This is a genomic window from Ralstonia sp. 25C (genome assembly GCF_051904805.1).
Classification (GTDB): Bacteria; Pseudomonadota; Gammaproteobacteria; order Burkholderiales; family Burkholderiaceae; genus Ralstonia.
In genome coordinates this window covers 2,906,088-2,930,866 of the sequence record NZ_CP196737.1, presented here as the reverse complement: position 1 = coordinate 2,930,866, position 24,779 = coordinate 2,906,088, and the positions used below count along the sequence as shown (strand labels likewise).

Sequence of the window (24,779 nt, the reverse complement as noted above, 5' to 3'; positions counted from 1 at the left end):
GTTACGGGCGGAGCCAACGGCAGTTTCAAGATGAAAGGCACGGTATTCATCCCAATATGGCTTTGGCCGCACGGCGTCTCTACATCGCAACGTGGATGGCTCGAATTGCCTCAGATGGCCCAGGATGGCGAAGTACATGTTCCCTGGATACCCACATTAGTCTCGCCTCCTATCAAAACGGAGCTTGCATCGGCTGCCGTCTACCAGATGGAGGTCGAGGAACAACCTATCGGCGTTGGCTCGCTTCGCTCATATCCACTGGACAAGTACTGGGTGGGCATTCAATCGGCGCGACTGACGCTGCCAGCGCAAACGGGGCACCCCATGGAGAATCTTCCGCTCGAGCTGCATGTGCGCTTCGACGGTGAGCCTGGTTGGGACGCACAGAGAAAGATTGGTGTGGACAGAGGCATTAGCGACAAGCCCTATGCGGTGACCCATGAAGCAAGTGATCAATCGTCAAATGCACAAGGCTGTGGGCTCATTATCCATAGAAGCCCGTGGTATGTCGGACTAGTCGGATCATTACTCGCAGTGCTGCTCGTCCCAGCAATATACGTCTGGCGCCGACCACTGGAGCCAGCAGGACTAGAGTTAATTGCTGCGATTCTTGGTGTGGCAACTATACGGACTTATTTGATTGGCGCACCGACGGCCGTCGGCAACCTGTTGCCCTTTGACTTTGTACTAGCCTTAATAGTCGGCGCCGTCGCCTTCATTCCATTGTGGAGGTCGGACTAGTATCAGATCCCATCATCTCGGCTAGGGTATTCGTTGCCAGCCCTTCCGAGGCCCACGCGCAGACAAGCGCAAGGATCGGGGCACTTTCAGCTTTGCAATCAGGTCTTGGAGCGTCACAATCAAGAATATTTCCCCCACCAGCATTGGTGCCCAGTGAGCCAACTGCACAACGTTCAAGGTGGCCTGACGCGATACAACAAACCACAGGCCGCAGAACATGACTACAGCTGAGCCTGTCACCCACGCACCAAACCAAAACGCAGATCGCCCTTTTCGAATTTCATCGAAATAGGCTCCTTTCGACTTGGTATTCTGTATGCGATGATCACCGTGAATGGCGCCTACTAGCTCAAGCTCCGGATTTGAGGCTGTGTGGTACACCTCCACAATGGCACCGTGCTTGATAGGTAAGCGTTCGAAGGTCAATAGGCGCTCGCCGTCATCGTAGGGCGCAGTGTTGGCACTCACGCCGGCTAGGGACTCGCGGATGACATTCGCTGCCAAGATTCGGCTGCCCTGAGGAGCTTTAATTCTTATAGGGTCGCCCGAGGAAATATCTACACGCGTTAGCTCCCGGTTGCCTCCATTCCATACGTACACCAAGGTACGGGTGACCTGTGGCACCGTTTCGCCAGCGAATTGCACTTCGATTGGGGCCTTAATCCCATTTCTTGGCTCGATAACCGCTAGGCCATCACAGAGTGCGATCAGTCGCCTTCTCGGAATTACCCACCAAGCAAGCCATGCCGTAATCACCGCGCCGAGGGCAGCGACAGCTGCAATAGTGGTGTCGATAGTCATAAGCGATGTATAAATGGAGTCACCGGCGAATTCTACCGGCACCCGTCGCAATCTACCGACGACTTCGGCATCCCCCCTCGGCATGAGTATGCGATGGGGTCTCCCAATGCCCCTTTGTGGCGCTTTTCGCAACCGAACAGAAGAGTGCGCATGCGGCGAGCCATTCTGTAGAAGAGCAGGCATCTTTGCCAATGGCACCGAGCCATAGCAAAGCCGCTCAATCGTGGCTCGATCGTGGAAACTGCAACACCAACGAAACGCCGCCCACCTCATTGCGAGCCTGGAGGGTTACGTTCATCGCCAACGCGTAGATGCGAGACGCGAAGAGGCCAAGCCCACTATTGCTCAGTGCATCACTGTCGGATACCCCAAGGTCGAAGATTCTTTCGATGTCCGCCTCTGGAATAGGTACTCCACGATTGAAAACGGCCAACTCAATAAGGTCACCGGGCTCCGATAGCCGAAGCTCAATGTTGGTTCCCGTCTCACGATAGCGTTGGGCGTTATCGAGGAGGTTGTCCAGTATTTGCTCCAGCTGGATGGAATCCATTTGCACGACAACCCCATGTGCCGGGCCAACGTATTCCACGCCTCTACCATCTTCGTTCAGATTGTGCGCAAACCTCTGCAGCCAATCGGCTAGGTCGTGTGGGGCCATCGCAATCTCGCCAGACCGAAGTCCATCCTCGACGCCGGTCGCCTCATGAAGCGCCTCCACAGCACGACGAATGCGGGAAAGCTTCTGTTGAACTGGCACCTGATCCTTTGTGGTGTTCACAAGAGATTGCAGCGGAGCTCGAATCTCGTGTCCGATAGCATCGAGAATTGCCTTCCGGTTCTGCACGTGAGCTTCCGCCAGTCGCAGCTCCTCGGCGCGCCGAGACTCCTGTTTGCGTAGTCGCTTGACCAAGTTCGCATCGCGCGAGCGGCTGCGCTTCAGCAGTAGGTAGAAAACGCGCGCCAAGGTGCCAATTTCGTTCCGCGCGGCGAACTGCTTCAGGTCGCCGCCCCCGGTAGGCCGCACAGCCATCGCGTATGCCATCGCCCGAAGGCGACGTAGCCTTAGAACATTGTGTCCCCAATATAGGGCCAAAACCACGATGAGCGCGACTGCACCAGAAATCCACGTGAACGCGCGTGTCGCTAGGTCGGGCAACATAAATGGAGTCGCGGTGAGCGTGGCGCTGGCATTCCTCAGTCCACCAATCCGAACAGTCTGAGTGGCGGAAACTGGCGCGCTCTGAAGAGTCCCCTTGGAGATAATGAACTCGGACCAGCGGTCAGCGATGTTTTGCCACCAACCGTCAAGTCGTGTTGTTGATTGACTGATACCGGCATCGTCAGAGCGCCAGATGGCGCGCCGAGTACCTCCAGCGCCGATGGAGCTAACCTGCAAGGACGCCCGTGAGGGGACGGCCGCCAGGTACGCCTGAGTCAGCGAGACGACCGGCGTGCCGGCTTTCCCCGGGGGGACATCAAAGAGAACTTCCGGCTCTACGTCAGGACCTGCCTTGTCGTAGACCTTCAAACCGATGGTGATTTTCTTCAGGGCAGCTGATGGCCAAGTCTCATCCGCGCTCGATGGCTGGAGAAACGCGGCGTCAATGCGCCCCACCACTGTCACGAAGTGCTGCGGTGCGCTTCCATCCTCTTCCATTTGGCTTTCGAAGGCCTGGCCGCTCACAAGCCGCGACGGCGCTCCACCTTCACCCGATGCGAAGCCAGAAAGCTCGTGAACCTGCTCAAAGCGCGCCAACTGCGAGGGATAACGTGAGCGCGCCAACGGCGGCACCTGGTAGGCCAATGTAAGCCTACCTTCGCGCTGCCCGCCGAATGTGAGTACGACGCGATTTACGTCGGCTAGCGGCCGTCCAGCGCGGTGACGCTCAATCTTGCTCGATGGATAGCGCAGTGAGAAATAGACGTACCGTCCAGTCTGGTCCCCCGGTACCGCTGCGAAGCAAGCTCTCAAGTTTCCGGACAGCGCACCGTCCCGTCGCCCCCCCTGGTACTCCACCTGACATGCGCGAGGAGGCTCAAAATTAATGTCTCCGGTCTTGAACGCCTTGGCGTTGCCCCTCTGCAGCAAGTAGGAAAAGAACGATCGGCTCAACGTGACGACGCTTAGCGGCCGGGAGACAGCGGAAAACTCCACTGGATTCTCAAGCAGCGATGAACCGTCGGGCTCGCGAATGCTGAGCAGAAACTGGGCAAGCTGTCCGTTCAGCTCTGACTCCTGGACTCGCTGCTCCTTCTTGTTCGCTGAGATGCTGATATCAACGACAGCCCCGACCAAACAAAAGATTAGGAGGATGAGAAGTGCTACGGTGAGGAGCGTGAAGTCCCAGCTCTGCAGGCGTTGCAGCCAGCGTTTACGTTGAAGTTTTCCAGCGGTAGCCACGGCCCGGCTCGTTCTCAATTCGGTCGAAGTCTGGGTCGACATCTCGGAACTTCGCGCGTACGTTCGACAGTTGCGTCGCGATAGCTTTATTGGTCATTCCCGACTTTAGATTTTTCACTAGGTTACGTGTCTCCACCACGGTGCCAGGTCGTTCTATCAAGCACTGAAGAATACTGAGCTCGGTTAGCGTTAGCGACACAGGTCTTCCGTTCCACAGGTATCGATTCTTCCGCTGCAAGTCAGCAGTCAGACCTTCTGGTAAGCCCTGCTGGGTCGTCAGGTCCCTACCTGCCTCAGAACTCGCCCATTCAAGCGCGTGCTCAATCTTGTTGATGAAATCCTGCTCATCGACGGGTTTTGCAATGAAGTCATAAGCGTGCAGCGTAAGCGCCAATCCTCTGAGGTTGTCCTCCGGCATCCCTGAGACAACTATAGTCGGCCAGCTCGCGCGGACGTCACTCAGCAGGCCCAGACCGGCATACCGGTTCTTCGGACCAACCCCAAGCTCGATGTCCATGATGACCAAGTCGAACTTCTCCTCCTTCAGCAGGCTCTCAGCTTCCGTCTTATTGAAAGCCTGCCGCACGTCCGCCTCCAGAGTGCTCTGAATCAGCGCCTTCAGATTGTCGCTGTCCTCGCGTACGTCTTCGATGATGGCGATGCGGGTCATGGGGGCCTCGAAAGAGGGTTTTTGGGAGACCTATAGCATCTCACGTCCGCATGCAAGATTCACAGGCAAGCGGTTCAGGTTTCTTGATCAAGGGACGGCCGGGATAAGAAATGCGGGTCGTGTCCTCTGGAAACGTGTCACAGCGCCAAGCGCAGCCAGCACACCTGAACCAGCCTTCCACCAACCCTTTCCGGCTTGCTGGAAAAATTCTGTCCATCGAAACAACGGCGTCCGCACGAGGACGGGACAGATTTGAACGCCAACACCCACGCACAGCAGCTGATGCGGCCTGAAGACCTTCCGCGCGGCATTTCCGCCGTCCGCGCGCTTCCCCATGCGTCGCTTGACGCGCTCTGGGACAGCATCATCGTCGCGGACGACATCAAGGAGCGCTTGCTTTCGCAGGCCATCCTGAACTTCGCCCTGCGCCCCAAAGTCTCGCGCGACCAGCTGCCGATGCACGGCGTGATTCTTCTCGTCGGTCCCCCGGGCACCGGCAAGACCTCCTTGGCGCGCGGCTTGGCTAGCAAACTCGCGGGCTACATGCCCAAGGCCAAACCGCAGCTGATCGAAGTCGACCCCCATGCTTTGACGAGTTCCGCAATGGGTAAGACGCAACGCGCCGTGAGCGAGCTGTTCTCGCAGACCATCTCGGAACAAGCGAGCAACGGCCCTACCGTCGTTCTTCTGGACGAGGTCGAAACGCTGGCGGCCGACCGTTCGCGGATGAGCCTGGAGGCCAATCCGGTGGACATCCATCGCGCCACGGACGCTGTGCTCGTCCAACTCGACTCACTCGCGGAGCGACACCCAAACATCCTATTCATCGCCACAAGCAACTTCCCCCAAGCGATCGACGACGCGTTCACGTCTCGCTGCGACCTGGTCATCGAAGTGCCGCCGCCTGGTGGAGAGGCCGTCGTCCAAATTCTCGAGCAATGCCTGAGCGGTCTGGCAAAGCAATTCCCGACGCTCGCGGCCATGGCGGGCTCCCGGGACATTGCCACGGTTGCACGCGCGTGCGAAGGCCTGGATGGCCGCGCCCTTCGCAAAATGGTGGTGAACGCGATGGCAATGAGCCGCGAAGTGGCTGTCGACCCGAACAAGCTGACGACAGCCCATCTGCTTGCAGCAGCGAAGGATGCGAAGGTGGCGCGCTCGCGCAAGGAGACCAGCAAGTGAGTACCGTCCGCCGAGACTTTCGTAGCGTCCCGTCCCGAGACGCTGCCGACACGTGGAGCGCCATTGTTGATCTCATCACCGCGAGCAGCCCCAACGAGGATGCCCGCAAGGAACTCATGAGCGTGGCGGGGATTGTGGCCAGCGTCATCACCGAACAGACGCCGAAATCCAGTCCCATCGTCGTGACGTGCGACGGCCTGCGTACACGCATCTACTGCCTATATGACGACGACGCGCTCGATGATTCGAACAGCAACGAAGCAAAGCTGGGGTTCGATGCGACCAAGGGCAACTGGCAGGTGTCTGTGGCTGTCGCTACCGATGACTTGTCCTGGGTCCAGGCTGCGCTGAAGCTGCAGACCAGCCGAGTGGTCGCGCGAGATGCGGAGAGCGGCTTCGAAGTTGATGATGACAAGAAGTCGGCCAACGCGTCCGCTGTGACGCTCGACTTGGAGGGGTTCCTGAAATCATGAGTTCCGTTTCCGTTTACTCCTACACCCACTCGGTCACGTATGTCACCGACAACGTCCTGAAGAGCCTGAAGGACATCATTCGGTTGAGCGGCCTTTCTCCTACGAAGCTGGTCAGTAGCTGGGAGAGCAAGCACCGCGCCATCAAGACCTGGATTGAGTCAAGGCACCTCGAGCGCGTTGAACTGGAAATCTACAACCCGCTCACGAACGCATTGATTCTTCGCTGGGACCTAGACATCGTTTACCAGTGGTCCGATGGCGATGGCTCGTTCTACACGGACACCGAGCAGTTGAAATACGCCATCAGGAAGGCCGGCGTCGCGCCTGAGAACGCGGGCTACGACGTCATTCTGAAGACCAAACCTGGGCGGCCGGACGTTGCTGGTTGGGGTCCTTGCTTGTCCCGTTCAACCGAAGGCATGGTGCGCCAGACCCTTGGCTCAACTGTCGAACATAGCGGCCTCGGGGCGAACGCTGCTTATTGGAGGACCTGCTGATGATTTCCCTTGACGATGCATTCCGCAAGTTCAAGTCACGGCTTGAGCTCAATGACCGCGAGCAAGCAAACGCGTCCAAGCGCCACACCGAAGTTCGCGAGCACATCCGCTCGAAGTTCTCGATTCAGCGGGATTTCCTTACCGGCTCCTACGCTCGGCACACAAAGACCAAGCCGCTGAAGGACATTGATATCTTCTTTGTGCTGTCCGACGCCGAGGAAGAGAAGTATCGTCCTCAGGCACCGTCCGTCGTGCTTGATGATTTCTACAAGGCGCTTGTGGAAAAGTACGGAAAGGATGCTGTGCGCAAGCAGGGGCGGTCCATCAACGTCGACTTCGGTGTGGTCGTCGATGCCGAGGACAACACGGACTACCGGGTGCTCAGCGTGGACGTCGTTCCCGCAGTCGCGATCGATGACGATTACGAGATTCCAAACAGCGACACGGGCAAGTGGATGAAAACCAACCCCGACATCCACGCTAACGAAGCGCGGGATGCCCACCAGGCGTTTTCTTGCGAGTGGAAGGGCCTCGTTCGGATGATCAAGTACTGGAACAACAACCCGAAGCACGGTGCCGACAAGCCCGTCAAACCATCCTTCCTCATTGAGGTGATGGCGCTGGAGTGTCTGCACGGTGGTTGGCAAGGCCGCTTCGACTACGAGCTACAGACGATGTTCTCGTCGCTGGCGGACCGTATTAAGGACGAATGGCCCGATCCGGCTGGTCTGGGCTCACCCATCAGCGACGGGATGGACGACGCGCGCAAAGACCGCGCGCAGCAACTGCTGCTCGCTGCAAGCCGTGAGGCTTCCAATGCCATCCACTTGGCTCGTAAAGGTCAGAACGGAGAAGCCCTGAAAGCTTGGCGCACCCTGTTTGGCCCGAAGTTCCCGCTGTCCTGAATCGTCTATGACCCAGAACCCAATTCCCGCCACCGCGCTCGGCGCGGCTGCCGACGATACGACTTGGCTCAAACAGGCGTTCGCGAACGTCCAGACCGCTCTCAGCAGTCAGATGGCTCTCGCCACCCAATCCATTAGCCACGCCGGCACGATGGGCTCCGTGAACGAAGAGCACTGGCTTTCGCTACTGCGCTCCTACCTGCCGAACCGCTACGAAGTCGCGACTGGCATCGTCATCGACTCGAAGGGAAACCGCAGCGACCAAATCGACGTGGTCATCTTCGACCGGCACTTCACTCCCACGCTGCTTGACCAGATGAATCATCGCTACATTCCGGCCGAGGCGGTGTACGCGATGTTCGAGTGTAAGCCCGAGGTGAACAAAGGCTACATCGCGTATGCTGAAAAGAAGGCCGCGTCGGTTCGCGGCATGACGCGGACTTCAGTGACAATTTCCCATGCCGGCGGCACGTTCCAACCAAAGCCACACTTCCGCATCCTTGCAGGACTGCTTGCGCCGCGCTCGGGCTGGGTCAACGGCCTCGACGATACGTTCCTAAGCAACCTCAGCAGCGACGACATCCTGGCCCTCGACTGCGTTTGCGCGCTCGACCACGGGTGCTACGATAGATACGACGGAGGCCCGCTCCTTGTGTCTGAGCACGGGGCGATGATGTTCTTCCTGTTTCGCTTGCTCGCGCGACTGCAGAGTCTTGGAACGGTGCCTGCAATTGATTGGGCAGCGTACAGCCGCATTATCAAGGCCTGAAAAGCGACCCGAGTGGCGGCGAGCGGTCCAGGTGATAGGACAAGCGCACCACGCTTCCTCTCAGTCGTGCAGATTCTGTTCGATTCACCGTAGCGGCCGCTGTTGCGTCACTCCTGGTTATCCCATAGGAAACATCAAAATGACTAAAGACCAGCGCTTGGAAGAGCAAGAACGGCAGTACCAGGACAGCGTCGCCAAATCCATCGCACATGATGCGGCTGCCTTGGTCCAACAAGGCTTCACGCGGCTGCAAGCATTGGCCAAGGCGCGGGAAATCAACGATAACCAACAGGCGGCGGAAATGGACCCTACGGGTGCGATGGGAACGCTCGCAGAAGCACAGTCCCCAACTCCGCCGGCTGGCAAAGAACGGCAGACTGCCGCGATTGCGGCTCAGCTAGTTAAGAAGCTAGGACAGTAGGTCAAAAAATTGGAGCGAACGAATGATCATTCTTGATACCTTCCAGCACAAAGGTACTTCCGTTCAAGTCCGGCTTTACGACGATGGCGAGCGATTCATTGTGCGGGCGACCGACAGCGCAGGCAAGCCTCTTAACGGCTACGTCTACTCCGTCGCCAAAATCGATCAGATTGATGCGATTATCGCAGCCGATCTAGTACCACTGAAAGAACTCGCAAGGACCGCGCGTTCTGATATCGAGGCGGAGATATGGCAACAGTACCTCGATGCGGTGACCGCTCTCAAAAATTGATTTGAAAACATGACCATGCCCTTCGAAGAAGCTGACGCACAAACGAGACTTATGAACCAACTGACCCGAATCGGGAACGAGGTTCGAGGGCTCCTGTCGTCCAACGAGCTGTTGCAGGATGTCCGGTACAGTGCGGCCAAAACAAGTTTGGAGCAGACGCTTAGCAACCTTGTGGCCACAGAAGATGCTATCGGATACACACCGCGCCTCAAAGACTAGAAAAGGATGAAGAAACCTCACGTTCAGGAAGTCAATTCCTCAGCGGACGGGGAACAGCCCTGTCGCAGGGAGTTCAGGTTCCGGATTAGAAGTTCTGAACCCATCCACCTAATCGGAAATACTGGCGCCTAGCTGATAAGAAGGCGTTAGCGATCGAGCCGACGCCTGCCAGCAAGAGAGGTGGCTAGGCCCAAGCAGTGAAGCTTCCGATCGAACACGCCGCATGGTCGATTCTGATTCGACATCTACCGACGCGCGACTTCCAGTACCTAAGCCCGAGCACGCATCGTTTTACGAAGGCAGATCTTTGCCACTCAACCTGGAGCAAACCATGTCCGTTGCTTTCTGTAAGTTTCCCGTCCCCGGTGGCGGAGAGGTGTATGTGAATGCGTCTCAAGTTCTGTATTTGAGATCGTACGATGGTGACGAGACGACATGCGTCTATTTCGAGGCTGAACAATCGATTACCGTGAACGGTTCAGCCGCTCAAGTCGCGCAGCAACTGCAGGCGATTCGCTGACCAGCTAGCTCCCGCCAAAGCGAATGCTCAAAAATCCGGTGCAGGTAAGGAACTAGCTCTCGAAGGCCCTAGCATTTCGAGCGGCCAGCTTGTCCAGACGGTCGTTGATCAAGGCAAACAGCGTCTCGAATCGCGCAAGGCTCTCGTCTGGCACCACCTTCGCGGGCTCCAACGCCATCTTCTTGAGGAACAAGCGTGTCGGTCGCGTCTTGTGAAATGGGATTCCGAGGCCAACTAATCCTGCCTCTATGCGCTTCGCAACTCGCGGAATGTTCGAGTTTAGCGCCAACGTCTTGCCCTTCAGCTCAGTAGCGTAGCTCTCTCGCACGAGAGCCTCATAGACCGCTGGGCCGAGGAGGTCCTCAATGTCCGCCTCATGGGGTGGAGACGCAAAGGCTTCTGACACGAAGACGACATTCTGCTCACGGATGAGTTTCGCCTTCAGCAACTCATCTTTGGTCGTCTTCGAATCGCGTTCGGTATCGAGCAAAACCAACACGTTGAGAGACTCGGACGTTAGCAGCGCTACCATGTATGAAACTTTCTGCGCTCCACCGGCCGGGGTTATCGTGAGCGCGGGACTTAGTGAAGTCTTACCCTTGTCAGATGCGTAGGCGCTCACAGCGCTCATGATCCAGAAGTCCGTCACTCCCTCAACCACCAGGTTGTTTGGACCAACAAAGAGGCTTTGGGCAAGATCGTAGCCGAGTGCCGCTTGGAGCGGGAACAGCGTCCTGGCATCTCCTGTTGGATCGTTCGTGACGGTGGTGCCAGCTTCTTCCGCAATGTTAACGGTACGAACTGAATCCAGCGCATGCGTTGGCACCATGAAGGGCGAGTGCGTTGAGTAGAGAATCTGATTGGAGAAATCCACCTCGAGGTGGTGCAGGAGATCCGATTGGGACTTCGCATGCAAATACAGGCCCGGTTCATCCAGCAGAAGCACGGCGTTCTCCGCATGGCCTCCATCCGTGTCAGCCGAGAATGTGATGTAGAAAGCGAAGAACCACTGAAAACCTCGACTCCTGTCGTTGAGATTAACCTCTACGTCGTAGGTGCTCGTTGGGTCAGAGATGATCGTGTCGAGGTGGTGTGCGTCGAGGTTGAAGCGAATCTTGAGCGCGCGATCCTTCCACAGCCGTTTTATCTCGCCTGTGACAACTGCACTGGCGCGGTTCGCCAGTTGATTTCGCGTTTCGTAGTCGTTTTGTCCGTGTAACCTCTGAAGCTCATCGGGATTGAGCCCCGCAACCTTGCACAATTTCTCGAAATTCTTGTCCGAATCATTCTGCAGGCTCTGAGACCTTCGCTGGAGGTAAGCGGCAATGTCTTGGTGGCCATCGAGTTGCGGGTATTCATCGACATAGATGAACTTCGGAATTGCACCAATAGCCCAGTCCCGAGCCTTCTGCTGAGCATCCTTGTCACCCATGATGCTATCGGCCAGATCTTCGAGTTCGGTGAGTGTTTCCTCTTGTTTTTCGGTCAGTTCGGTATCAGCACCTGCTAACGCAGTCCGCAAAGCCTTTGTCGCCGCAACGGCCTGACTGGCCCATGTATCGCGTGGCCTCGTGCTGGAAGCCGCAGTCTCAAAGGCGTCGGCGGCTGCATCCAACACGGCGGGGGCCTCCCGCTTCTGCGCTGCGACGCGCACCGCCGCGGCTACTTTTCTGACCTTGTTCTTGGTCTCGGACTCATCAAAAGAAATCGGGTTGAGCTCTGGAAACCGCGCAGTCCTTGTCGATTTGCCGTAGCTGCGCTCGATGACGACCTTGGTCACTTCCGTAGCCCGTGGAAGAACCTCAAGCAGAGACTCCTTTTCATCATCGTCTAGAGCCCATGTCGTTGACAAGACAGGCGTGTAGTCTGTGCACTCCTCCAGGCGCCTGTGGCGGGGGAAATCTTTGATGGGACTCAAGGCCTGGAACCCTTCAATTGGATTCAGGCTGTGCAGTGCACGAAGCAAGTTCGACTTGCCGCTCTCGTTTCGCCCCAGGAGAGCGGTAATCCGAGAGGCCGCGATTTCCCCGCTGTCGTTGATTGAGCGATAGTTGCGAACTCGGAATGACTCCAGCCTCATAGTGCCCCCACGTCTCGTTAGTTCCGCACAATGATAGATCGATCCGGCTAAGCAGATCGCACGAGCGATTCGTTGGTGTCTCAACGTAGAACTGTCAATCTCCACAGCGACGAACCCTCCTTCAGAAGGGTGGCTGTGAACCTACGGCCGCCCTTGCCCTTTGCTACATTGATTTGCAGTAGCAAGAATAATTGACCGCATTCACCGTGGGACCAACTCTCATCTGCGGGATGCGGCAAGTTAGCACCGAGTTCGATTGTCTTGAACACGTCGAGTGGCTGCAGTGCTGCCGTTCACCACAATCAAGGGGGAGCAAATGAGAAGAACTGTGGTGGTGCTTGTGATCGTGTTGAGCGGATTGGCTTGCGTCCCGGCAGCCGCAAGTGCGCAAGCAACAATCGTCGCAGGCGCGCTCGTGGGAAAGCGGGTATCGCAGATCATTGATGAATTGAGGATGACGGCGGTCAATTTGTTGGCGCAGGCGGATAACACCGGCAACGCCATGATTTCTCATGGCGCCAACGAGGCCAACGTCTTGGCCCAGAATCTTTCGTTCCAGTTCCGGGATCGGCTCGATCAGACGTTCGATCGACTGGGTGACGACGAAAAGCTCTTGCTGATCGAAGCTGAGGAGATGCGAACCTCGTTGGCGCAGACCGTCGACAAGGCATACGATGCCAAGGACACTTTGGCCATCGACCTGAATCGGATGTTGGATCGTTTCCCGTTCCTGAGCAAAGGCTTCTTCCTGCAATCGGTCCGTGGTCTCGCCTACTTCCCGGGGGCTGGCAACTACAAGCTCAAGGTAACTGCCTCCACGCTTGGGATCGACGAATCTCTTACGACCAATGTGGCCATGTCGATCGACGGCAAACCGGTCGAGAGCCTTGAGGTGGACCAGGCACAGCAGCGTGGCCAAGCGATCATCACGGTCCCGAACGCAGTGATAAGCCCAAAATTCAGCGACACAGATCTGGTGCTCGTGAAAGCGGTGGTCACCTTCGATGTGGAACGAAAGCATGGCTTCGGACCGTTCAAATGGACTTCGAAGGAAGGCCCATTCGAGGTGCCGTTGACCATCTCGCTTTACCCACGGACAGCAGCAACCATCACCGCTACTGCGAGAGCACCTGTGTACGCCTGGACACCCGCCGGGTCGATAGCGATCAGCAAGGACACGCCGGATCGACACTGCAATAGCCATTGCCGCGGCGAGCCCACCAGGGGCCCAAATCGAATCGAGATGGTGGTCGCCGGGGGGAACGTTCTGTCGGCCGGCGCGAAGCGATTTGTTGGCTCACCATCTTTGGCCTGCACCGGTGGTGGCGGAGCGTGCGGCTTCAACGGCGCGCAGAACACCTACATTACTGACAACGCGACGAAAGCTGTGGCCACCTGGGACACTTGGAGTCGCCCCACGACCTGGACGCTGACGACAAGCGTCGAAGAGTACAAGATGACCAGCGACGCGCCCTACGCAGGACAGAGCATGAAAGTGCTGTTCGGCCAGCCCCTGAGCCTTGACTACCCCAAGGGTTCTACCGTGAAGGCAATCAGCGTCAAGACTTTCACCAAGAATGAGTACACGATCTTGGCTGGCATCGCCGATCCGAAGGACATCCTGAGTTATAAGGGGCAGGAGCCAAACGCTCCACCGACGGTGGATCGGTTGATCTACCAAGTCAATATGCCCGAGGGTGTGCAATGAAAAGTTGCCCGGCTTGGGCTGCGCGACCGTGTCTTTCTGTAGCCGACTATCGGAAGAGCGGCCATAAAAGTCCCTGCAGGGCGGGTAATTTCGTTCAGTTAAGGTCTTTCCGAAGATATCGACCGGCGTAACGCGCGGGACGGGACTTGACGGTCCGATCGCATTTGCGGTCGGACCGTTGACGTTGATGAGCAGCTTGAGGTGCTCTCGCCGATAGAATTCATCGGTCATACCAATTTTGAGATACCGGCACGGTCAAGCAGTGCAAAACTAACAATGGCTCAACTCCTGTCGACGACCTGCGATGGGACGAGCACAAGGGATACCGTGATGCAATTGCAAAACTGCGAAAGTCGATAGCTATCGCTGCGTCATCGACGGAGTTGATTCGATGTCGAGAAAGCAAGACCATATTGGTCGGCCGCAATGAGGCTGGAACACCTACGGCACTCCAAGCTTTACGACAATTAAACCCACCGTTGGATGCCCCCAAATTCGATACGCCGCGTGACTAGCCGTCAGCCGAGTTCACGCGAGAAGCGGATTCAATCATTGCAGGATTTGTAAGCCAAAATATCCGGGGAGACATGGATGGCGCGTGCGAGGACTAACGTCCCGTTGAATTCAGCAACGGAACAGCTACTTGACTTGTTGCAAGAGCGGGTCACGGCGTCAACGCGAAGCAGTCGAGAAGGCCGAGTCACTTATATCATTGGGAACAACGGCACGGGCAAAAGCCGTGTTCTTGGTGCGCTGGCAGAGCGCTTAAGCATCATACGTCCTGCGCGAACTGTCGCCTGTATCGCTAACTCAATTCACGATCGCTTCAAATACGGCGACAGCGGCCGAGTGCGCTACCTGGGCGCTAGAAATGCCACAAATGCAGTCTTTCTATCGGCCATCGATCGCCAGGTCATTCGGTTGATCTTGCAAGCCATGGCCATAGACCGCAGACTCTTTGGTGCTTTGTGTGAGGCAGTAGCCATGGGTCTAACCTTTAGGCTTGGGGAAGACTTCGAGAGTCAAGTGAGGAAACTCCTTGCAGTGCCACCTGAACGTATAAAGGGAAGAAGAAAGGCCAATACTTTCAAGGCACTTGGCGCTGCACGTCCTCTGGCAGTTCTTCGCCGAATCGCCGATGGGCCAGGTCGTTTTGAACGCTTGAGTGAAGTTCAAATCCGCACGCTTCTTCAATACGTTGAGCTGGGAGTCGACATCGAACTGAATGTTGTACTTTCAAGCGGAACGTCGATGAACTTTGGGCAGCTAAGTACAGGCGAGCAGAATAGGATGCTGGTGCTCGCCAAAGTACTTAGCGTCATGGAGCAAGGCACAGTCTTTCTGATTGATGAGCCGGAGATAAGCCTACATCTGCACTGGCAGATGAGATTTCACGAGACGCTGATGACGCTCTTATCGAGGGTGACGCGATTCCATGTCGTGGTCGCCACGCACGCGCCAGTCGTTATCAGCGAGGCGGCAAAGTATGACCCACTTAGTCAGAAAAATCTCGTTGCCATCTTGCGCCACAACGTTAAAGCAGGAGGGCGACCTAGCGACCTGTCTCCAGGTATGGGTGAGGTGACCCTGGAGACTCACAGTTTTGCCGAGGTCGCAAGCCACGATCAGTTGGTACTGAGATACTTTCAGTCTTCCCCATATCACGCTAGAGAAATCAGCGTGGAGATTGCTGACACCGTCTTATCCGTCGCAGAGGGAGTCAAAGAATCGCCCGACGCAGTGGACCTCCTTCAGCGCCTGAAGGCGACAGAAGGGCTTTCCGACGAAACACAGGCGCAAATCGACGAAGCCATTGTTCTCGTTCGTCGTGACTGGATCCAGTCCATCAAAGAGAGTGAGCTCCAATGAACTCGTTATGCACTGACGAGCAAAAAGAACACCTTCTCAAGCTGACTACGCTGATTGGTGAAGAAAAACTCAGCGGGCAGGAGGCATGGTCCGCGTTCTCTACCCCAGAAAGATTCAAAAAGTTCAAGGGTAAACGGCCAAAAACGAAGCGCTTCGTCTTTGCTGAGGCGGAGGTGCAGACTTATAAAGACCTTCGGCAGATTGTCCAGAACAAGCTCTTCGAAAGGTGCGGTGGTAGCTGCTCGTATTGCCGGCGGCCCGTTGGGCACTACGGATGGGCGTGGCACATTGAGCATGTTCTACCCAAATCGAAATATCCAGCCAAGACATTTTTGCTCTCCAATCTCACTGTCGGCTGTGTCCATTGCAACATGTGGAAAGGCAGCAAGGTCGACAGGCAGCTTAGGACGCAGAAATTGCCGATCATTAATCCTGTCGAACAGAATTTCCAATACTCCCAGCACTTGAACTTCGTGCAGATCGGAACAGAATCGTTGAGCTTCGCAAAGTACTTTCCTCGCACGCCGGAAGGCCACAAGACATACGAGTTGCTGTCATTCAAGGAACTCGAGCGCGCGCTTGCTATTAACGGATTGGATGGTTCCGCCGCTGCACTGCATGAGCGACTCACACGTGGAATGCAAATTGGATTGGGCACTACGGAGGGGCAGCAGCTCGCAGCACTTCTCCAACGACTGAAGACGTCGATCTATAACTTGCCTTGACTGACGGCGAGCCAGCCAGACGTCTTAGAGGTTTGCTTCGTGCGAAGCGAAACGACAGTGTGGTGACAGGGGTGAATCCGTTTCATAGGCGTACACCGTGCACGTCACCCCAGTGGGTGACCGTCACCTCCCTCTTTAACCGTAAAGACCGGCTGGTTTGCTCGCCGCCGATAGGAACAGCTCGATGACATGAGCACCTATGGCATGCGCCACAAAGATCACATCGGGAAGTTCCAAATTCAATGACTCGGACCCCAGATAGTTCCAAGTTAAGCGAACCAAGAGTTCCAAGTTCGCTGAACAACTCCGCTGGGAACGGCCATACGGCGCGCTCAGCAGTTCCACGTTGAGTGAATCTCGACAGGGGTGTCGAGATTCACTCAATTTGGAACTTTGGTCACTCAATGTGGAACTCGCCGATGCGCATCGATGCACAAAAAATGAAAAAAACCTTATTTTTCAGCGAGTTAGCGCTACGTGAGGCGTTCGAAGTCACGGGCCACCTTGGCGCCTGACGACTATGAGGAGCCGACTCAATTGAAGTTGGCTGCCACGGCTGCCATCGACGGCGAATTGCTGCGGGTGATGGAAGTCCTTGTGTTCAAGGTAAGAGGGAAGCAACAGATGCTGGCGCGGGCGTACGCCGACGAGCGCGCACTGCCACCAGCTTACGTTGCGGCTCTACGCTGCGCGAGAGCTCGCTTAACTCGTCTGCTGGACGGTCAACTGATAGCCGCGCGCATAGACCGTCTTGAGCTCCACGCCAGTCGCCTGCCCGAAGCCCAGCTTCTTGCGCAGCTTGTAGATGTGCTGCTCGATCGAGCGCTCGACAAGGCTGGCTTCGATTCCCCATACCGCAGAAGCGATCTGCTGGCGTGACAGAAACGCCCCAGACGAGGAGAACAACAGCCAGGCCGTGGCGAATTCGCGTGCGGTCAACCGAACCGGTGCATCGTGCAATGTCACCGTGCGAGTCAGCTGACATAGGCGGTAGGGCCCGACCACCACTTGCCTGTGCGTGGCGACCTGCGTTGACCTGTCGCCCGCGCGCAAGATGCGGCGAACACGGGCGCACAATTCGTCGGCGGTGAAGTGACCCGAGATGATGTCTTCGATGCCGGCCTCGAAGGCGGCGACCATCTCATGGCGGTCGGCAAACTGGCCAAATACCAACGTGGGCGAACGCATGCGGGTGTTGCCCTCGCGCCCGGCCAGCAACAGTCGGCCGGCCGTGCTGAACTGCTGTGCATCGATCATTAGCAGATCGAAGACTTCAGTGCGCCCAGCGCGTATCAAGGTCAATGCGTCGTCGAATCGCACGCATGTCACATCCTCCGCTGACAAGCAAGCAGCGATGAGGGCGAAACTGGCGGCGTTGGTGGTGAGTACGGCAAATTTCATGAAACGCCCGGTTGCTGCGACGCCAGCCCAATTCAAATTCGCGGAGCAGGCAGCACCCCGAGAACCTTCTCGAGAGCAAGGCCAATGCCCAGCAACTCGCCATCACTACCGATTGGGCCATCAAGGCCAAGACCTACGGGAAGACCGTTTTGCGTGAGGCCAGCAGGTAGCGTCAGCCCCGGTATTCCGGCAGTACTTCCCGGATCGGTGTTTCGAATCAGCGTGGCAAACGTATCGACCGGCGCGCCACCGTTGATCGATAGCTTGCCGGACCCGTGCTCGGCGTCGATCGGGGGCGCCGGGACCACTACCGTGGGAAAGATCATGGCGGCGACGCCGTTCCGGCTGAAGTAGTCGGCGTATAGCGCTTGCATGGCTGGCCGAAACTTGCCTATGGCGGCTGGATACGCCGCGCCAGCCACATCGCCAACCACTGCCTTCATCGCCGCCTTGACATCCGGACTCGCCACATGCGCCCCGATGTCTTGCAGCGAGATGCCGTGAACGCCCGTTGCGCTCAGATACGCAGGGATATCCTCGTGAGCTTCGTGCAATGCGATCGGGCCCGCAGCCTTGTCCGTCAACTCGCGCAAACCGTTGATGTCCGCATCGACCAAGACAACGCCTGTGGCTTTGAGCTTTTCAATCGCGGCGCGCATCACGGCGGTCACCTGCGGATCAGCATCCGCCCAGAGACTTGCCGGGACGCCGAGTCGAAGACCTTGCAGGGGCACTGGTGTGGCCGCAGGGCGACCGCTCATCACCGAATCAAGCAGGACGACGTCCTCCACCGTGCGGGCCATTGGGCCGATCGTGTCGCGGGTATGACTGATCGGAAGCACGCCCGATCCGTCGTAACGCCGCTGTGCGGATCCATTCCCCACCGAAGGCCGTAAGCCCGCGAGGCCGCACAAGGCTGCAGGGATACGCACGGAGCCTCCTGTATCCGTGCCGAGCCCGGCGGGGGCAATTCGCGCAGCGACAGCCGCACCCGTGCCGCCGGATGAGCCGCCGGGGACACGTGATGGGTCGTATGGATTGTGTGCGGGGCCGGCGAACGCGGTTAGGTTCGTGTTGGTAGCACCAAACGCGAGTTCGTGCATATTCGCCTTGCCCAGCACAATCGCACCGGCGTCGACAAGCCGCTGCAGCGTCGGTGCGCTTTCCTTGGGCTGGACATGAGCGAGTGCTGGCGTGGCGCCCGTCGTCGGCAAGTCTTTCGTATTGATGTTGTCCTTCACCACAATGGGAAGGCCGGCCAGGGCGGGTAGTGCTGCGCCGCGCGCGCGAAGTTCATCAACTCGCTTCGCTGCTGCCAGCGCGCCTGCCTTGTCCACGACGATCAAGCTATTCAACGCAGCGAGCCGTTCGGCTCGCGCGCTTAGCGTGTCGACATATTCCTCTGCGGACAACCGCCCAGTACGAATCGCTTCGACAGCTTGCGTAGCGGTGAGCTGGACTTGCGCGTCCGCTGATAAAGGCTTTGTCTCGAACATAGTGCAGCCACTTAGACTGAAACCCATGGCACTGACGGCCAGTGCCAACCCGGCTCCTCGTTGGACCCCATCGAGTTTTCGCATAGCACGCACAACGGCCGTCATCCGAAGGCGCCGGGCAGAAACACTGGTTAGTTTCATAAGGAAGGTGACGTAGTGGTAGATGAACTGCGGCGCTTTGAAACTACAGCTCTCTCGCAACGTCACCCTCGACCGGAGAGGCGAAGTCTTCAACCCGTTTGCTCTTCCTTGGGTTGAACAACAACCGGTAGACATCAGGACGTGAGTAATGCCCAACCGGGTCCATCGCATTCTTGGCGACACCGATCTGAGCCAGGTCGATCTCTGCATAGAGCAGGCCTTCAGCGTCTTCCGGCAGCTTGTCGCACAGGGGACGGCCGTCAGGCCCGTAGATCACGGCATGGCCGCCGCCAACGTGGGTGAGCGCGTGCTTGTCAGGCGTATCGCAGAGCTCATCGATCATCTCTTGAGAAATGACTGCGCAAGGTGCGAGGACAAAGCATCCGCCCTCCACCGCGTAGACTTTGCTCACAGCATTGTTGACTTCCCAGCCAAGCGCATGTGCAAACGGCTCGTACGTGGAGAAGCTCGGCCAGCAGGCGATATGCACCTGTTCGTGCTGGGCATACATCGCATATTTGTTGAGCGAGAGAATGTTCTCCCAGCAACACAGCGCGCCCACCCGGCCCAGCGGGGTGTCGTGTACCGCAAGATCGCTGCCATCGCCCTCGCCAAAGACGGTGCGCTCTGCGTGGGTGGGCCGAACCTTGCGCCGCTGGTGAATCGTTTCACCGTCCGGCCCGATCAGCCACTGGGCGATATAGAGCGTACCGCCGTCGCGCTCGGACAGCCCAAGCGATACGGTCATGCCATGCTTGCGCGCGGCCTCCGCTATGCGCCGTGCCTGCGGGCTGTCATACACCAGCGAGTTGTCGAAATAGCGTTGGACATATCCACGGGCAATCGCCCACGCGGGCGCACCAAGCCAGATATGCCATGGATACCCGGGGACCCACGTTTCTGGAAACGCGATGAGCTTGGCACCTGCGGCGGCGGCTTCCTCGATGTACCGGATGGTCTTGTCGACCGTTGCATCCAGATCGAGATAAACCGGTGCAGCCTGCACCACCGCGACTTTGTATTTGGGATGCACAACTCCCATGATGACCTCCCGAGTATTGAGCGGAGCGCGATCAAGCGCCCCGACGTATGCCAAAGGCGTTAAAACATGATCCGAGTCTTCAACCAGACGGCGGTGCCCTGCGTACGGTTACGCTCGGCAAACTCCTTCTGGACTTTGGCTGTCAGGAACCAGCCCTTGCCGTTGTCGAACTTGACCGACGGGCCGATTGCAAAGCCACGGCCCTTGGAGTCCGGCACCGTCGCGCCCCCTTGCGTGTCATTGCTCAACTGCTGATACCAATAGCCACTGACGCCTGCCACCCAGCCTGGCGCCACCGCGTAGCCTGCCGCATAGTCCAGGATGAATTCGGTGCCTGACTTGTAGTTGGTCGCTGTGTTTTTCTGGTTGATGTTCAGCGTGGCCTTGAAGTCGCCATTGAAGCCCGATGGGTTGACATAACTCATCGTGTAAAGCGGCTGGATCGACCAATAGTTGCGGCCGATGTTGGTCAGATCCCCAAGACGATAGCCCCCCGTGGGCGCCACCAGATCAAAGCCGATCACGTCGTGCAGGTGCTCCGAGTAGTGATGCACGAGCCCGGGCCCAAAGGTGATGTCGCCCAATCCGGTTTTCGTCTGACTGGCGCCGCCGGCTTTCACCGTCAAGTTGACCAGCGGAAAGATCGAGTGCACCACCAGGTTTCCGCCTAGCAACTGCAGCGGGGTGGACCATACGACGCGCGTTGCCGCCACAACGGCCTGGACCTTGAAATTGGGAATCGGCGCATTGTTGCCATTGGCATCTTTCAGTTGATCTGCCGTATAGAAGTTGCCGAACTCCAGTACATAAAGACCCGGCGGCGGCACTGCGCCCATCAAGTAGTTGTCGGCGCCAGCCGCATAAGTCGAGCCACCGCCTTCCGTGGCATAGCTCGCAGACATTCCGAATGCCAAGGCCATTGCAACGCCTGCCTTGCCGATCTTCCGTTTCCTCATTTCCATCTCCAATTGCGCTCCCCTGAACCACTTATCTGGCCGCCGCGTGGTTTGAACCGGCGCGCGACTCCCCCTGCAGGAAGCGCTCGCTTCCCGCATGTGCTCTGCTTCAAATCGGATTGACTTGCGCGACTGCGCTACCTTTCGGACTGCCTCTTGTCAGAAGACACGCAGGTGGCAGGCATGCTGCGGCGAATTCCAAAGGGATCGAGCGCGTAGCGCCGCGTTACCAGGGCCCACAGCCCGCCCGGTGACACGACCATCGTTGCGATGGCCAGTACGCCCAGCCCGATGAAGTACCAGGTGCCGTAATCGCTGAAGCTCTCGCGCAACAGGAAATACACCGCGGTACCGAGGATCGGCCCCTCCAGCGTGCCGATCCCGCCGAGTACCGCAATGAAGATGGCAGTGGCCGTCCAGTTCAGTGAGAAAGCAGCATCCGGCGTGACCTGCAATGTGTTCATGTAGGCCACGGCTCCGGCCGTACCTGTGAGCGCGGCCGCCGTGCACCACAGCACGAGCTTGGCGCGCTTGACGGGGACCCCGCTCGCGGACGCGGCCGGCTCTGCGTCACGCACCGCACGCAGGGCGAGTCCGAGCCGCCCGCGCAAGATCGTACGCACCACCAACAGGCTGCCCACGGCGACAACCAGTGCTGCCCAATAGACCCCTGCAGTCCGATGCCACCGGTCAAAGTTGCTCAGCGCATCCAACGGCATGCCGCCGCCCGCACCCAATGGTTCTGCATTGAGCGTTGCAATACGGAGCATTTCCGCCAGTACCCATGTGCCAACGCCAAAGTAAGGGCCGCTCAATCGAAACATCGGTACGGAGGCGATGGCTGCAAACAGCGCCGTGATGCCGCCAGCCACGGGAAGCATCCACCACGGGTTGAGGTCCAGCGTGTTGGAGAGAGTGAACAACGCATACGCCCCCACGCCCACAAAGGCCTGATGACCGATCACCACAAGCCCGCCGTAACCGGTCAACAGGTTCCACGCAAGCGCGATGGCGAACACCGTAAACACCTCAACCAACAACCGCTGCATGGCGAAATCCGTGGCCCACGGCACGCACACCAGCGCGACTAGGAGCAGTGCGCAAAACGCGAGGCGTGCCGGCGCAAGCCAAGACAGGTGTGCACCCGTTGTCGGCTGCATGGCATTCAGTTTGCGAATCCCGTCCATCATTTCCTGCCTTTTGCAAAGAGCCCGTCAGGCTTGGCCATCAGCACAACGAGAAAGACCAAGTGGCCGAAGAAGGCGCCCAGCCCCGTATGCACACGAGCGCCCACCACCTGCCCCAACCCCACCACCAACGCACCGATGAACGTGCCCCACAGGTTGCCGAGCCCACCGAGCACAACGGCCTCAAAGGCATACAGCAGTCGCTCAGGCCCGGCCGTGGGAGAGAACGGCGTCCTGACGCCGTATAGAACAGCAGCCAGCGAGATCACAACTAGCACGAACCCCGTTACCAGCGAGAAGAAGCTGCGATCGTTGATCCCCACCAACCGGGAAGTTTCCGCATCGTCAGCCACTGCACGCGCCTGACGGCCGAACCGCGTGCGCGCGATCAGCAGATGGGTGAGTGCGTACACGGTTACGCTCGTCAACGTAATGGCCAGCGGCAGCACACCGATCGATACGCCGCCCATCGTGATACCCAGCGTGCCGAAATCACCGGCGGGCAGGCTGCGGGTATCCGCTGTGAACACCTGCTGCAGCGCGTTCTGCAACACGATCGACAGGCCGAAGGTCGTCAATAGCGGTGAAAGCGCATCGCGCCCCACCATGCGGTTGAGCAACAAGCGCTGGAGCAGCCAGCCAATGCAAAACATGATGGGCAACACCAACAGCAACGCGGTGAACGGCCCAGCCCCCGTCAACAGCATCACGACACTGGCCAGATAGGCCCCCAGCACAATCAGATCGCCATGGGCGATATTGATCATGCGCATCACACCCAGGCTCAAGCTCAAGCCGAGCCCAAACAGCGCGTAGAGCGAGCCCAGCATGAGCCCGTTCAATAGCGTTTCAATGACGGCGGGCATCTCAAACTCCAAAGTAGGCGTGTGCGACTTGCGCGTGATCGGCCTGTGCCGAATCCCCCGACAGCACGACACGCCCCTTCTGAACACAATAGAAGCGCTGGGACTCGGTCAACGCGCGGCGAACGTTCTGCTCAACCAGGAAGATCGCCACCCCATCATCGCGAACCTGCGCCAGCAGCCGGTACACCTCGTCGACTGCCGCCGGAGAAAGGCCCAGGGAGATCTCGTCGCAGAGCAAATACTGCGGATTCGTGACCAGTGCACGCGAGATCGCCACGAGTTGCTGCTGGCCACCGGACAACGCGGTCGACGGTCTTTGACACAACGGCTTGAGCACCGGCAGCGCCTCCAGCACCCGTTCGATGCTCCACGGCCCGCTGCGCCCATGACTGGCTGCAAGCTGCAGGTTCTCCAGCACGGTCAAGCTCGGAAACAGGCGGCGCCCCTCCGGCACGAGCGCGATGCCGCGCGCCAGTTGCTTGCGCTCAGGGTCACCGCCGATGGGCTCACCATCGAGGGTGATCGCCTCGTGGCGCACCCGAAGCGCGCCCATTAGCGAGCGCAGCAACGTGGATTTCCCGGCGCCATTGGCGCCAATCAGAGCGACAGTCTCCGCCGGCGCCAGTTGGACGTCGACATCGAACAGCGCCTGGAACAGACCGTAGTGAGCGCAGAGCCGATCAGTGCGCAGCATGGTGTGCCTCGTCTTCCAGTTCGCTGTCCATATCGGACCCCAGGTACGTTTCACGAACGACCTGGCTGCGCAATACGGCCTGGGGTTCGCCGTCCTGCAGAATGGCGCCGCTGGCCAACACCACGAGCCGGCGTGCCACGGACACCAAGGCATGCACGAGATGCTCGATCCACAGTACGGTCACACCACTCTTGTTGACGGCGGTCACAAGCTCTAGAAGCTCCACCACCTCGGCTTCCGTCAGCCCACCGGCAACCTCATCGAGCAAGAGCACGCTCGGCTGCGTGGCCAGTGCACGCGCCACTTCAAGGCGCTTGCGTTGCAGTAGCGTCAGCCTGCCTGCGGGCAGATCGCCCAGCGCAATGAGTCCGCACTGCTCCAGTGCGTCGCACGCGCTGGCCTGGGCGGCTCGGCTGTGCAGACCTGCGCCAAAGGTGGCCGCCACCAGCGCGTTCTCGTAGACCGTCATCGCCGGGAAGGGCTGCGGAATCTGAAACGTCCGGCCTATGCCTGCCCGACAGCGTGCGTCGGCCCCCAGCGGGGTCAGGTTCTTGCCGGACAGGCCCACGCTTCCGGTATCGCAGCTCACGCCCCCAGAGATCATGCCGAACAGCGTCGTCTTGCCAGCGCCATTGGGGCCGATCACGCCGACGAACTCGCCGGCGTTCACACTGAGGTCCAGCGGCGGAATGATCGTCATGTCGCCGTAGCGTTTGCTGACGC

General features: G+C 58.2%; 24 protein-coding genes. 12 read left to right on the top strand and 12 right to left on the bottom strand.

Annotated features, from left to right (window positions below; genetic code table 11):
* Positions 1-30 precede the first annotated feature (30 nt).
* A complete protein-coding gene (locus ACS7SF_RS13755; RefSeq protein ID WP_439890307.1) occupies positions 31-741 on the top strand; it encodes a hypothetical protein in 711 nt (236 codons plus the stop codon).
* Between the two features lie 21 nt (positions 742-762).
* Here ACS7SF_RS13755 and ACS7SF_RS13750 read toward each other — a convergent pair whose 3' ends face one another.
* The 3 genes from ACS7SF_RS13750 to ACS7SF_RS13740 form a co-directional block, all read right to left on the bottom strand.
* Entirely contained in the window at positions 763-1,542 is a 780-nt protein-coding gene (locus ACS7SF_RS13750) for a hypothetical protein (RefSeq protein ID WP_439890306.1), read from the bottom strand.
* 217 nt (positions 1,543-1,759) lie between these two features.
* Positions 1,760-3,943 (bottom strand): sensor histidine kinase, encoded by a 2,184-nt coding sequence (locus tag ACS7SF_RS13745; RefSeq protein ID WP_439890305.1) that lies wholly within the window; start codon positions 3,941-3,943, stop codon positions 1,760-1,762.
* A complete protein-coding gene (locus tag ACS7SF_RS13740) occupies positions 3,915-4,613 on the bottom strand; it encodes a response regulator transcription factor (protein WP_439890304.1) in 699 nt (232 codons plus the stop codon). Before ACS7SF_RS13740 ends, ACS7SF_RS13745 begins: the two co-directional genes overlap by 29 nt.
* Positions 4,614-4,865: 252 nt before the next feature.
* Between ACS7SF_RS13740 and ACS7SF_RS13735 the strand changes: the two genes are divergently transcribed.
* The 8 genes from ACS7SF_RS13735 to ACS7SF_RS13700 all read left to right on the top strand — a co-directional run bounded on the left by ACS7SF_RS13735 (position 4,866) and on the right by ACS7SF_RS13700 (position 9,891).
* Positions 4,866-5,795, top strand: coding sequence for an AAA family ATPase (locus ACS7SF_RS13735; RefSeq protein ID WP_439890303.1), 930 nt, complete (start codon positions 4,866-4,868; stop codon positions 5,793-5,795).
* Positions 5,792-6,268, top strand: a complete 477-nt coding sequence (locus ACS7SF_RS13730; protein ID WP_439890302.1) for a hypothetical protein — start codon at positions 5,792-5,794, stop codon at positions 6,266-6,268. The genes ACS7SF_RS13735 and ACS7SF_RS13730 overlap by 4 nt, the downstream gene beginning before the upstream one ends.
* Positions 6,265-6,765 (top strand): HORMA domain containing protein, encoded by a 501-nt coding sequence (locus tag ACS7SF_RS13725; RefSeq protein ID WP_439890301.1) that lies wholly within the window; start codon positions 6,265-6,267, stop codon positions 6,763-6,765. Before ACS7SF_RS13730 ends, ACS7SF_RS13725 begins: the two co-directional genes overlap by 4 nt.
* Positions 6,765-7,670 carry a CBASS oligonucleotide cyclase gene (locus ACS7SF_RS13720; protein ID WP_439890300.1) on the top strand — a complete coding sequence of 302 codons (906 nt, stop codon included), beginning with the start codon at positions 6,765-6,767 and terminating at the stop codon, positions 7,668-7,670. Before ACS7SF_RS13725 ends, ACS7SF_RS13720 begins: the two co-directional genes overlap by 1 nt.
* A 7-nt stretch (positions 7,671-7,677) precedes the next feature.
* Positions 7,678-8,439 carry a DUF6602 domain-containing protein gene (locus tag ACS7SF_RS13715; protein ID WP_439890299.1) on the top strand — a complete coding sequence of 254 codons (762 nt, stop codon included), beginning with the start codon at positions 7,678-7,680 and terminating at the stop codon, positions 8,437-8,439.
* 139 nt (positions 8,440-8,578) lie between these two features.
* Positions 8,579-8,860, top strand: coding sequence for a hypothetical protein (locus ACS7SF_RS13710; RefSeq protein ID WP_439890298.1), 282 nt, complete (start codon positions 8,579-8,581; stop codon positions 8,858-8,860).
* A 22-nt stretch (positions 8,861-8,882) separates the two neighbouring features.
* Positions 8,883-9,152, top strand: coding sequence for a hypothetical protein (locus ACS7SF_RS13705; protein ID WP_439890297.1), 270 nt, complete (start codon positions 8,883-8,885; stop codon positions 9,150-9,152).
* Between the two features lie 550 nt (positions 9,153-9,702).
* Positions 9,703-9,891 (top strand): hypothetical protein, encoded by a 189-nt coding sequence (locus ACS7SF_RS13700; protein WP_439890296.1) that lies wholly within the window; start codon positions 9,703-9,705, stop codon positions 9,889-9,891.
* Between the two features lie 52 nt (positions 9,892-9,943).
* On the opposite strand, the gene ACS7SF_RS13695 is transcribed toward ACS7SF_RS13700, so the two are convergent.
* The gene (locus ACS7SF_RS13695; RefSeq protein WP_439890295.1) at positions 9,944-11,971 is read right to left on the bottom strand and encodes an AAA family ATPase; all 2,028 of its coding nucleotides are present in this window, start codon (positions 11,969-11,971) and stop codon (positions 9,944-9,946) included.
* 283 nt (positions 11,972-12,254) lie between these two features.
* Between ACS7SF_RS13695 and ACS7SF_RS13690 the strand changes: the two genes are divergently transcribed.
* The 3 genes from ACS7SF_RS13690 (at position 12,255) to ACS7SF_RS13680 (ending at position 16,273) form a co-directional block, all read left to right on the top strand.
* Positions 12,255-13,679: a hypothetical protein gene (locus ACS7SF_RS13690; protein WP_439890294.1), complete on the top strand. Its 1,425-nt coding sequence runs from the start codon at positions 12,255-12,257 to the stop codon at positions 13,677-13,679.
* 618 nt (positions 13,680-14,297) lie between these two features.
* Positions 14,298-15,548: an AAA family ATPase gene (locus tag ACS7SF_RS13685; protein ID WP_439890293.1), complete on the top strand. Its 1,251-nt coding sequence runs from the start codon at positions 14,298-14,300 to the stop codon at positions 15,546-15,548.
* Positions 15,545-16,273: an HNH endonuclease gene (locus ACS7SF_RS13680; protein ID WP_439890292.1), complete on the top strand. Its 729-nt coding sequence runs from the start codon at positions 15,545-15,547 to the stop codon at positions 16,271-16,273. The genes ACS7SF_RS13685 and ACS7SF_RS13680 overlap by 4 nt, the downstream gene beginning before the upstream one ends.
* A gap of 702 nt (positions 16,274-16,975) precedes the next feature.
* Here the strand turns inward: ACS7SF_RS13680 and ACS7SF_RS13675 are convergent.
* The 8 genes from ACS7SF_RS13675 to ACS7SF_RS13640 all read right to left on the bottom strand — a co-directional run bounded on the left by ACS7SF_RS13675 (position 16,976) and on the right by ACS7SF_RS13640 (position 24,756).
* Positions 16,976-17,674 carry a response regulator transcription factor gene (locus ACS7SF_RS13675; protein WP_439890291.1) on the bottom strand — a complete coding sequence of 233 codons (699 nt, stop codon included), beginning with the start codon at positions 17,672-17,674 and terminating at the stop codon, positions 16,976-16,978.
* A 32-nt stretch (positions 17,675-17,706) separates the two neighbouring features.
* Positions 17,707-19,170, bottom strand: a complete 1,464-nt coding sequence (gene iaaH / locus ACS7SF_RS13670) for an indoleacetamide hydrolase (protein WP_439892757.1) — start codon at positions 19,168-19,170, stop codon at positions 17,707-17,709.
* Positions 19,171-19,354: 184 nt separating this feature from the next.
* A complete protein-coding gene (locus ACS7SF_RS13665; protein WP_439890290.1) occupies positions 19,355-20,353 on the bottom strand; it encodes a carbon-nitrogen hydrolase family protein in 999 nt (332 codons plus the stop codon).
* A gap of 59 nt (positions 20,354-20,412) precedes the next feature.
* A complete protein-coding gene (locus ACS7SF_RS13660; RefSeq protein WP_439890289.1) occupies positions 20,413-21,408 on the bottom strand; it encodes a SphA family protein in 996 nt (331 codons plus the stop codon).
* 38 nt (positions 21,409-21,446) lie between these two features.
* A complete protein-coding gene (locus ACS7SF_RS13655; protein ID WP_439890288.1) occupies positions 21,447-22,469 on the bottom strand; it encodes a branched-chain amino acid ABC transporter permease in 1,023 nt (340 codons plus the stop codon).
* A gap of 26 nt (positions 22,470-22,495) precedes the next feature.
* Positions 22,496-23,362: a branched-chain amino acid ABC transporter permease gene (locus ACS7SF_RS13650; protein WP_439890287.1), complete on the bottom strand. Its 867-nt coding sequence runs from the start codon at positions 23,360-23,362 to the stop codon at positions 22,496-22,498.
* A 1-nt stretch (position 23,363) separates the two neighbouring features.
* A complete protein-coding gene (locus ACS7SF_RS13645; protein ID WP_439890286.1) occupies positions 23,364-24,056 on the bottom strand; it encodes an ABC transporter ATP-binding protein in 693 nt (230 codons plus the stop codon).
* Positions 24,043-24,756 carry an ABC transporter ATP-binding protein gene (locus tag ACS7SF_RS13640; protein WP_439890285.1) on the bottom strand — a complete coding sequence of 238 codons (714 nt, stop codon included), beginning with the start codon at positions 24,754-24,756 and terminating at the stop codon, positions 24,043-24,045. The genes ACS7SF_RS13645 and ACS7SF_RS13640 overlap by 14 nt, the downstream gene beginning before the upstream one ends.
* Positions 24,757-24,779 lie beyond the last annotated feature (23 nt).

What these genes read in the sequence shown, in the direction of transcription:
- ACS7SF_RS13755 (WP_439890307.1), top strand. Translation starts at nt 31, where the DNA reads ATGAAAGGCACGGTATTCATCCCAATATGGCTTTGGCCGCACGGCGTC.
- ACS7SF_RS13750 (WP_439890306.1), bottom strand. Translation starts at nt 1,542, where the DNA reads ATGACTATCGACACCACTATTGCAGCTGTCGCTGCCCTCGGCGCGGTG.
- ACS7SF_RS13740 (WP_439890304.1), bottom strand. Translation starts at nt 4,613, where the DNA reads ATGACCCGCATCGCCATCATCGAAGACGTACGCGAGGACAGCGACAAT.
- ACS7SF_RS13725 (WP_439890301.1), top strand. Translation starts at nt 6,265, where the DNA reads ATGAGTTCCGTTTCCGTTTACTCCTACACCCACTCGGTCACGTATGTC.
- ACS7SF_RS13720 (WP_439890300.1), top strand. Translation starts at nt 6,765, where the DNA reads ATGATTTCCCTTGACGATGCATTCCGCAAGTTCAAGTCACGGCTTGAG.
- ACS7SF_RS13715 (WP_439890299.1), top strand. Translation starts at nt 7,678, where the DNA reads ATGACCCAGAACCCAATTCCCGCCACCGCGCTCGGCGCGGCTGCCGAC.
- ACS7SF_RS13710 (WP_439890298.1), top strand. Translation starts at nt 8,579, where the DNA reads ATGACTAAAGACCAGCGCTTGGAAGAGCAAGAACGGCAGTACCAGGAC.
- ACS7SF_RS13705 (WP_439890297.1), top strand. Translation starts at nt 8,883, where the DNA reads ATGATCATTCTTGATACCTTCCAGCACAAAGGTACTTCCGTTCAAGTC.
- ACS7SF_RS13700 (WP_439890296.1), top strand. Translation starts at nt 9,703, where the DNA reads ATGTCCGTTGCTTTCTGTAAGTTTCCCGTCCCCGGTGGCGGAGAGGTG.
- ACS7SF_RS13695 (WP_439890295.1), bottom strand. Translation starts at nt 11,971, where the DNA reads ATGAGGCTGGAGTCATTCCGAGTTCGCAACTATCGCTCAATCAACGAC.
- ACS7SF_RS13680 (WP_439890292.1), top strand. Translation starts at nt 15,545, where the DNA reads ATGAACTCGTTATGCACTGACGAGCAAAAAGAACACCTTCTCAAGCTG.
- ACS7SF_RS13675 (WP_439890291.1), bottom strand. Translation starts at nt 17,674, where the DNA reads ATGAAATTTGCCGTACTCACCACCAACGCCGCCAGTTTCGCCCTCATC.
- iaaH (WP_439892757.1), bottom strand. Translation starts at nt 19,170, where the DNA reads ATGTTCGAGACAAAGCCTTTATCAGCGGACGCGCAAGTCCAGCTCACC.
- ACS7SF_RS13665 (WP_439890290.1), bottom strand. Translation starts at nt 20,353, where the DNA reads ATGGGAGTTGTGCATCCCAAATACAAAGTCGCGGTGGTGCAGGCTGCA.
- ACS7SF_RS13660 (WP_439890289.1), bottom strand. Translation starts at nt 21,408, where the DNA reads ATGCGGGAAGCGAGCGCTTCCTGCAGGGGGAGTCGCGCGCCGGTTCAA.
- ACS7SF_RS13655 (WP_439890288.1), bottom strand. Translation starts at nt 22,469, where the DNA reads ATGCAGCCGACAACGGGTGCACACCTGTCTTGGCTTGCGCCGGCACGC.
- ACS7SF_RS13650 (WP_439890287.1), bottom strand. Translation starts at nt 23,362, where the DNA reads ATGCCCGCCGTCATTGAAACGCTATTGAACGGGCTCATGCTGGGCTCG.
- ACS7SF_RS13645 (WP_439890286.1), bottom strand. Translation starts at nt 24,056, where the DNA reads ATGCTGCGCACTGATCGGCTCTGCGCTCACTACGGTCTGTTCCAGGCG.
- ACS7SF_RS13640 (WP_439890285.1), bottom strand. Translation starts at nt 24,756, where the DNA reads ATGACGATCATTCCGCCGCTGGACCTCAGTGTGAACGCCGGCGAGTTC.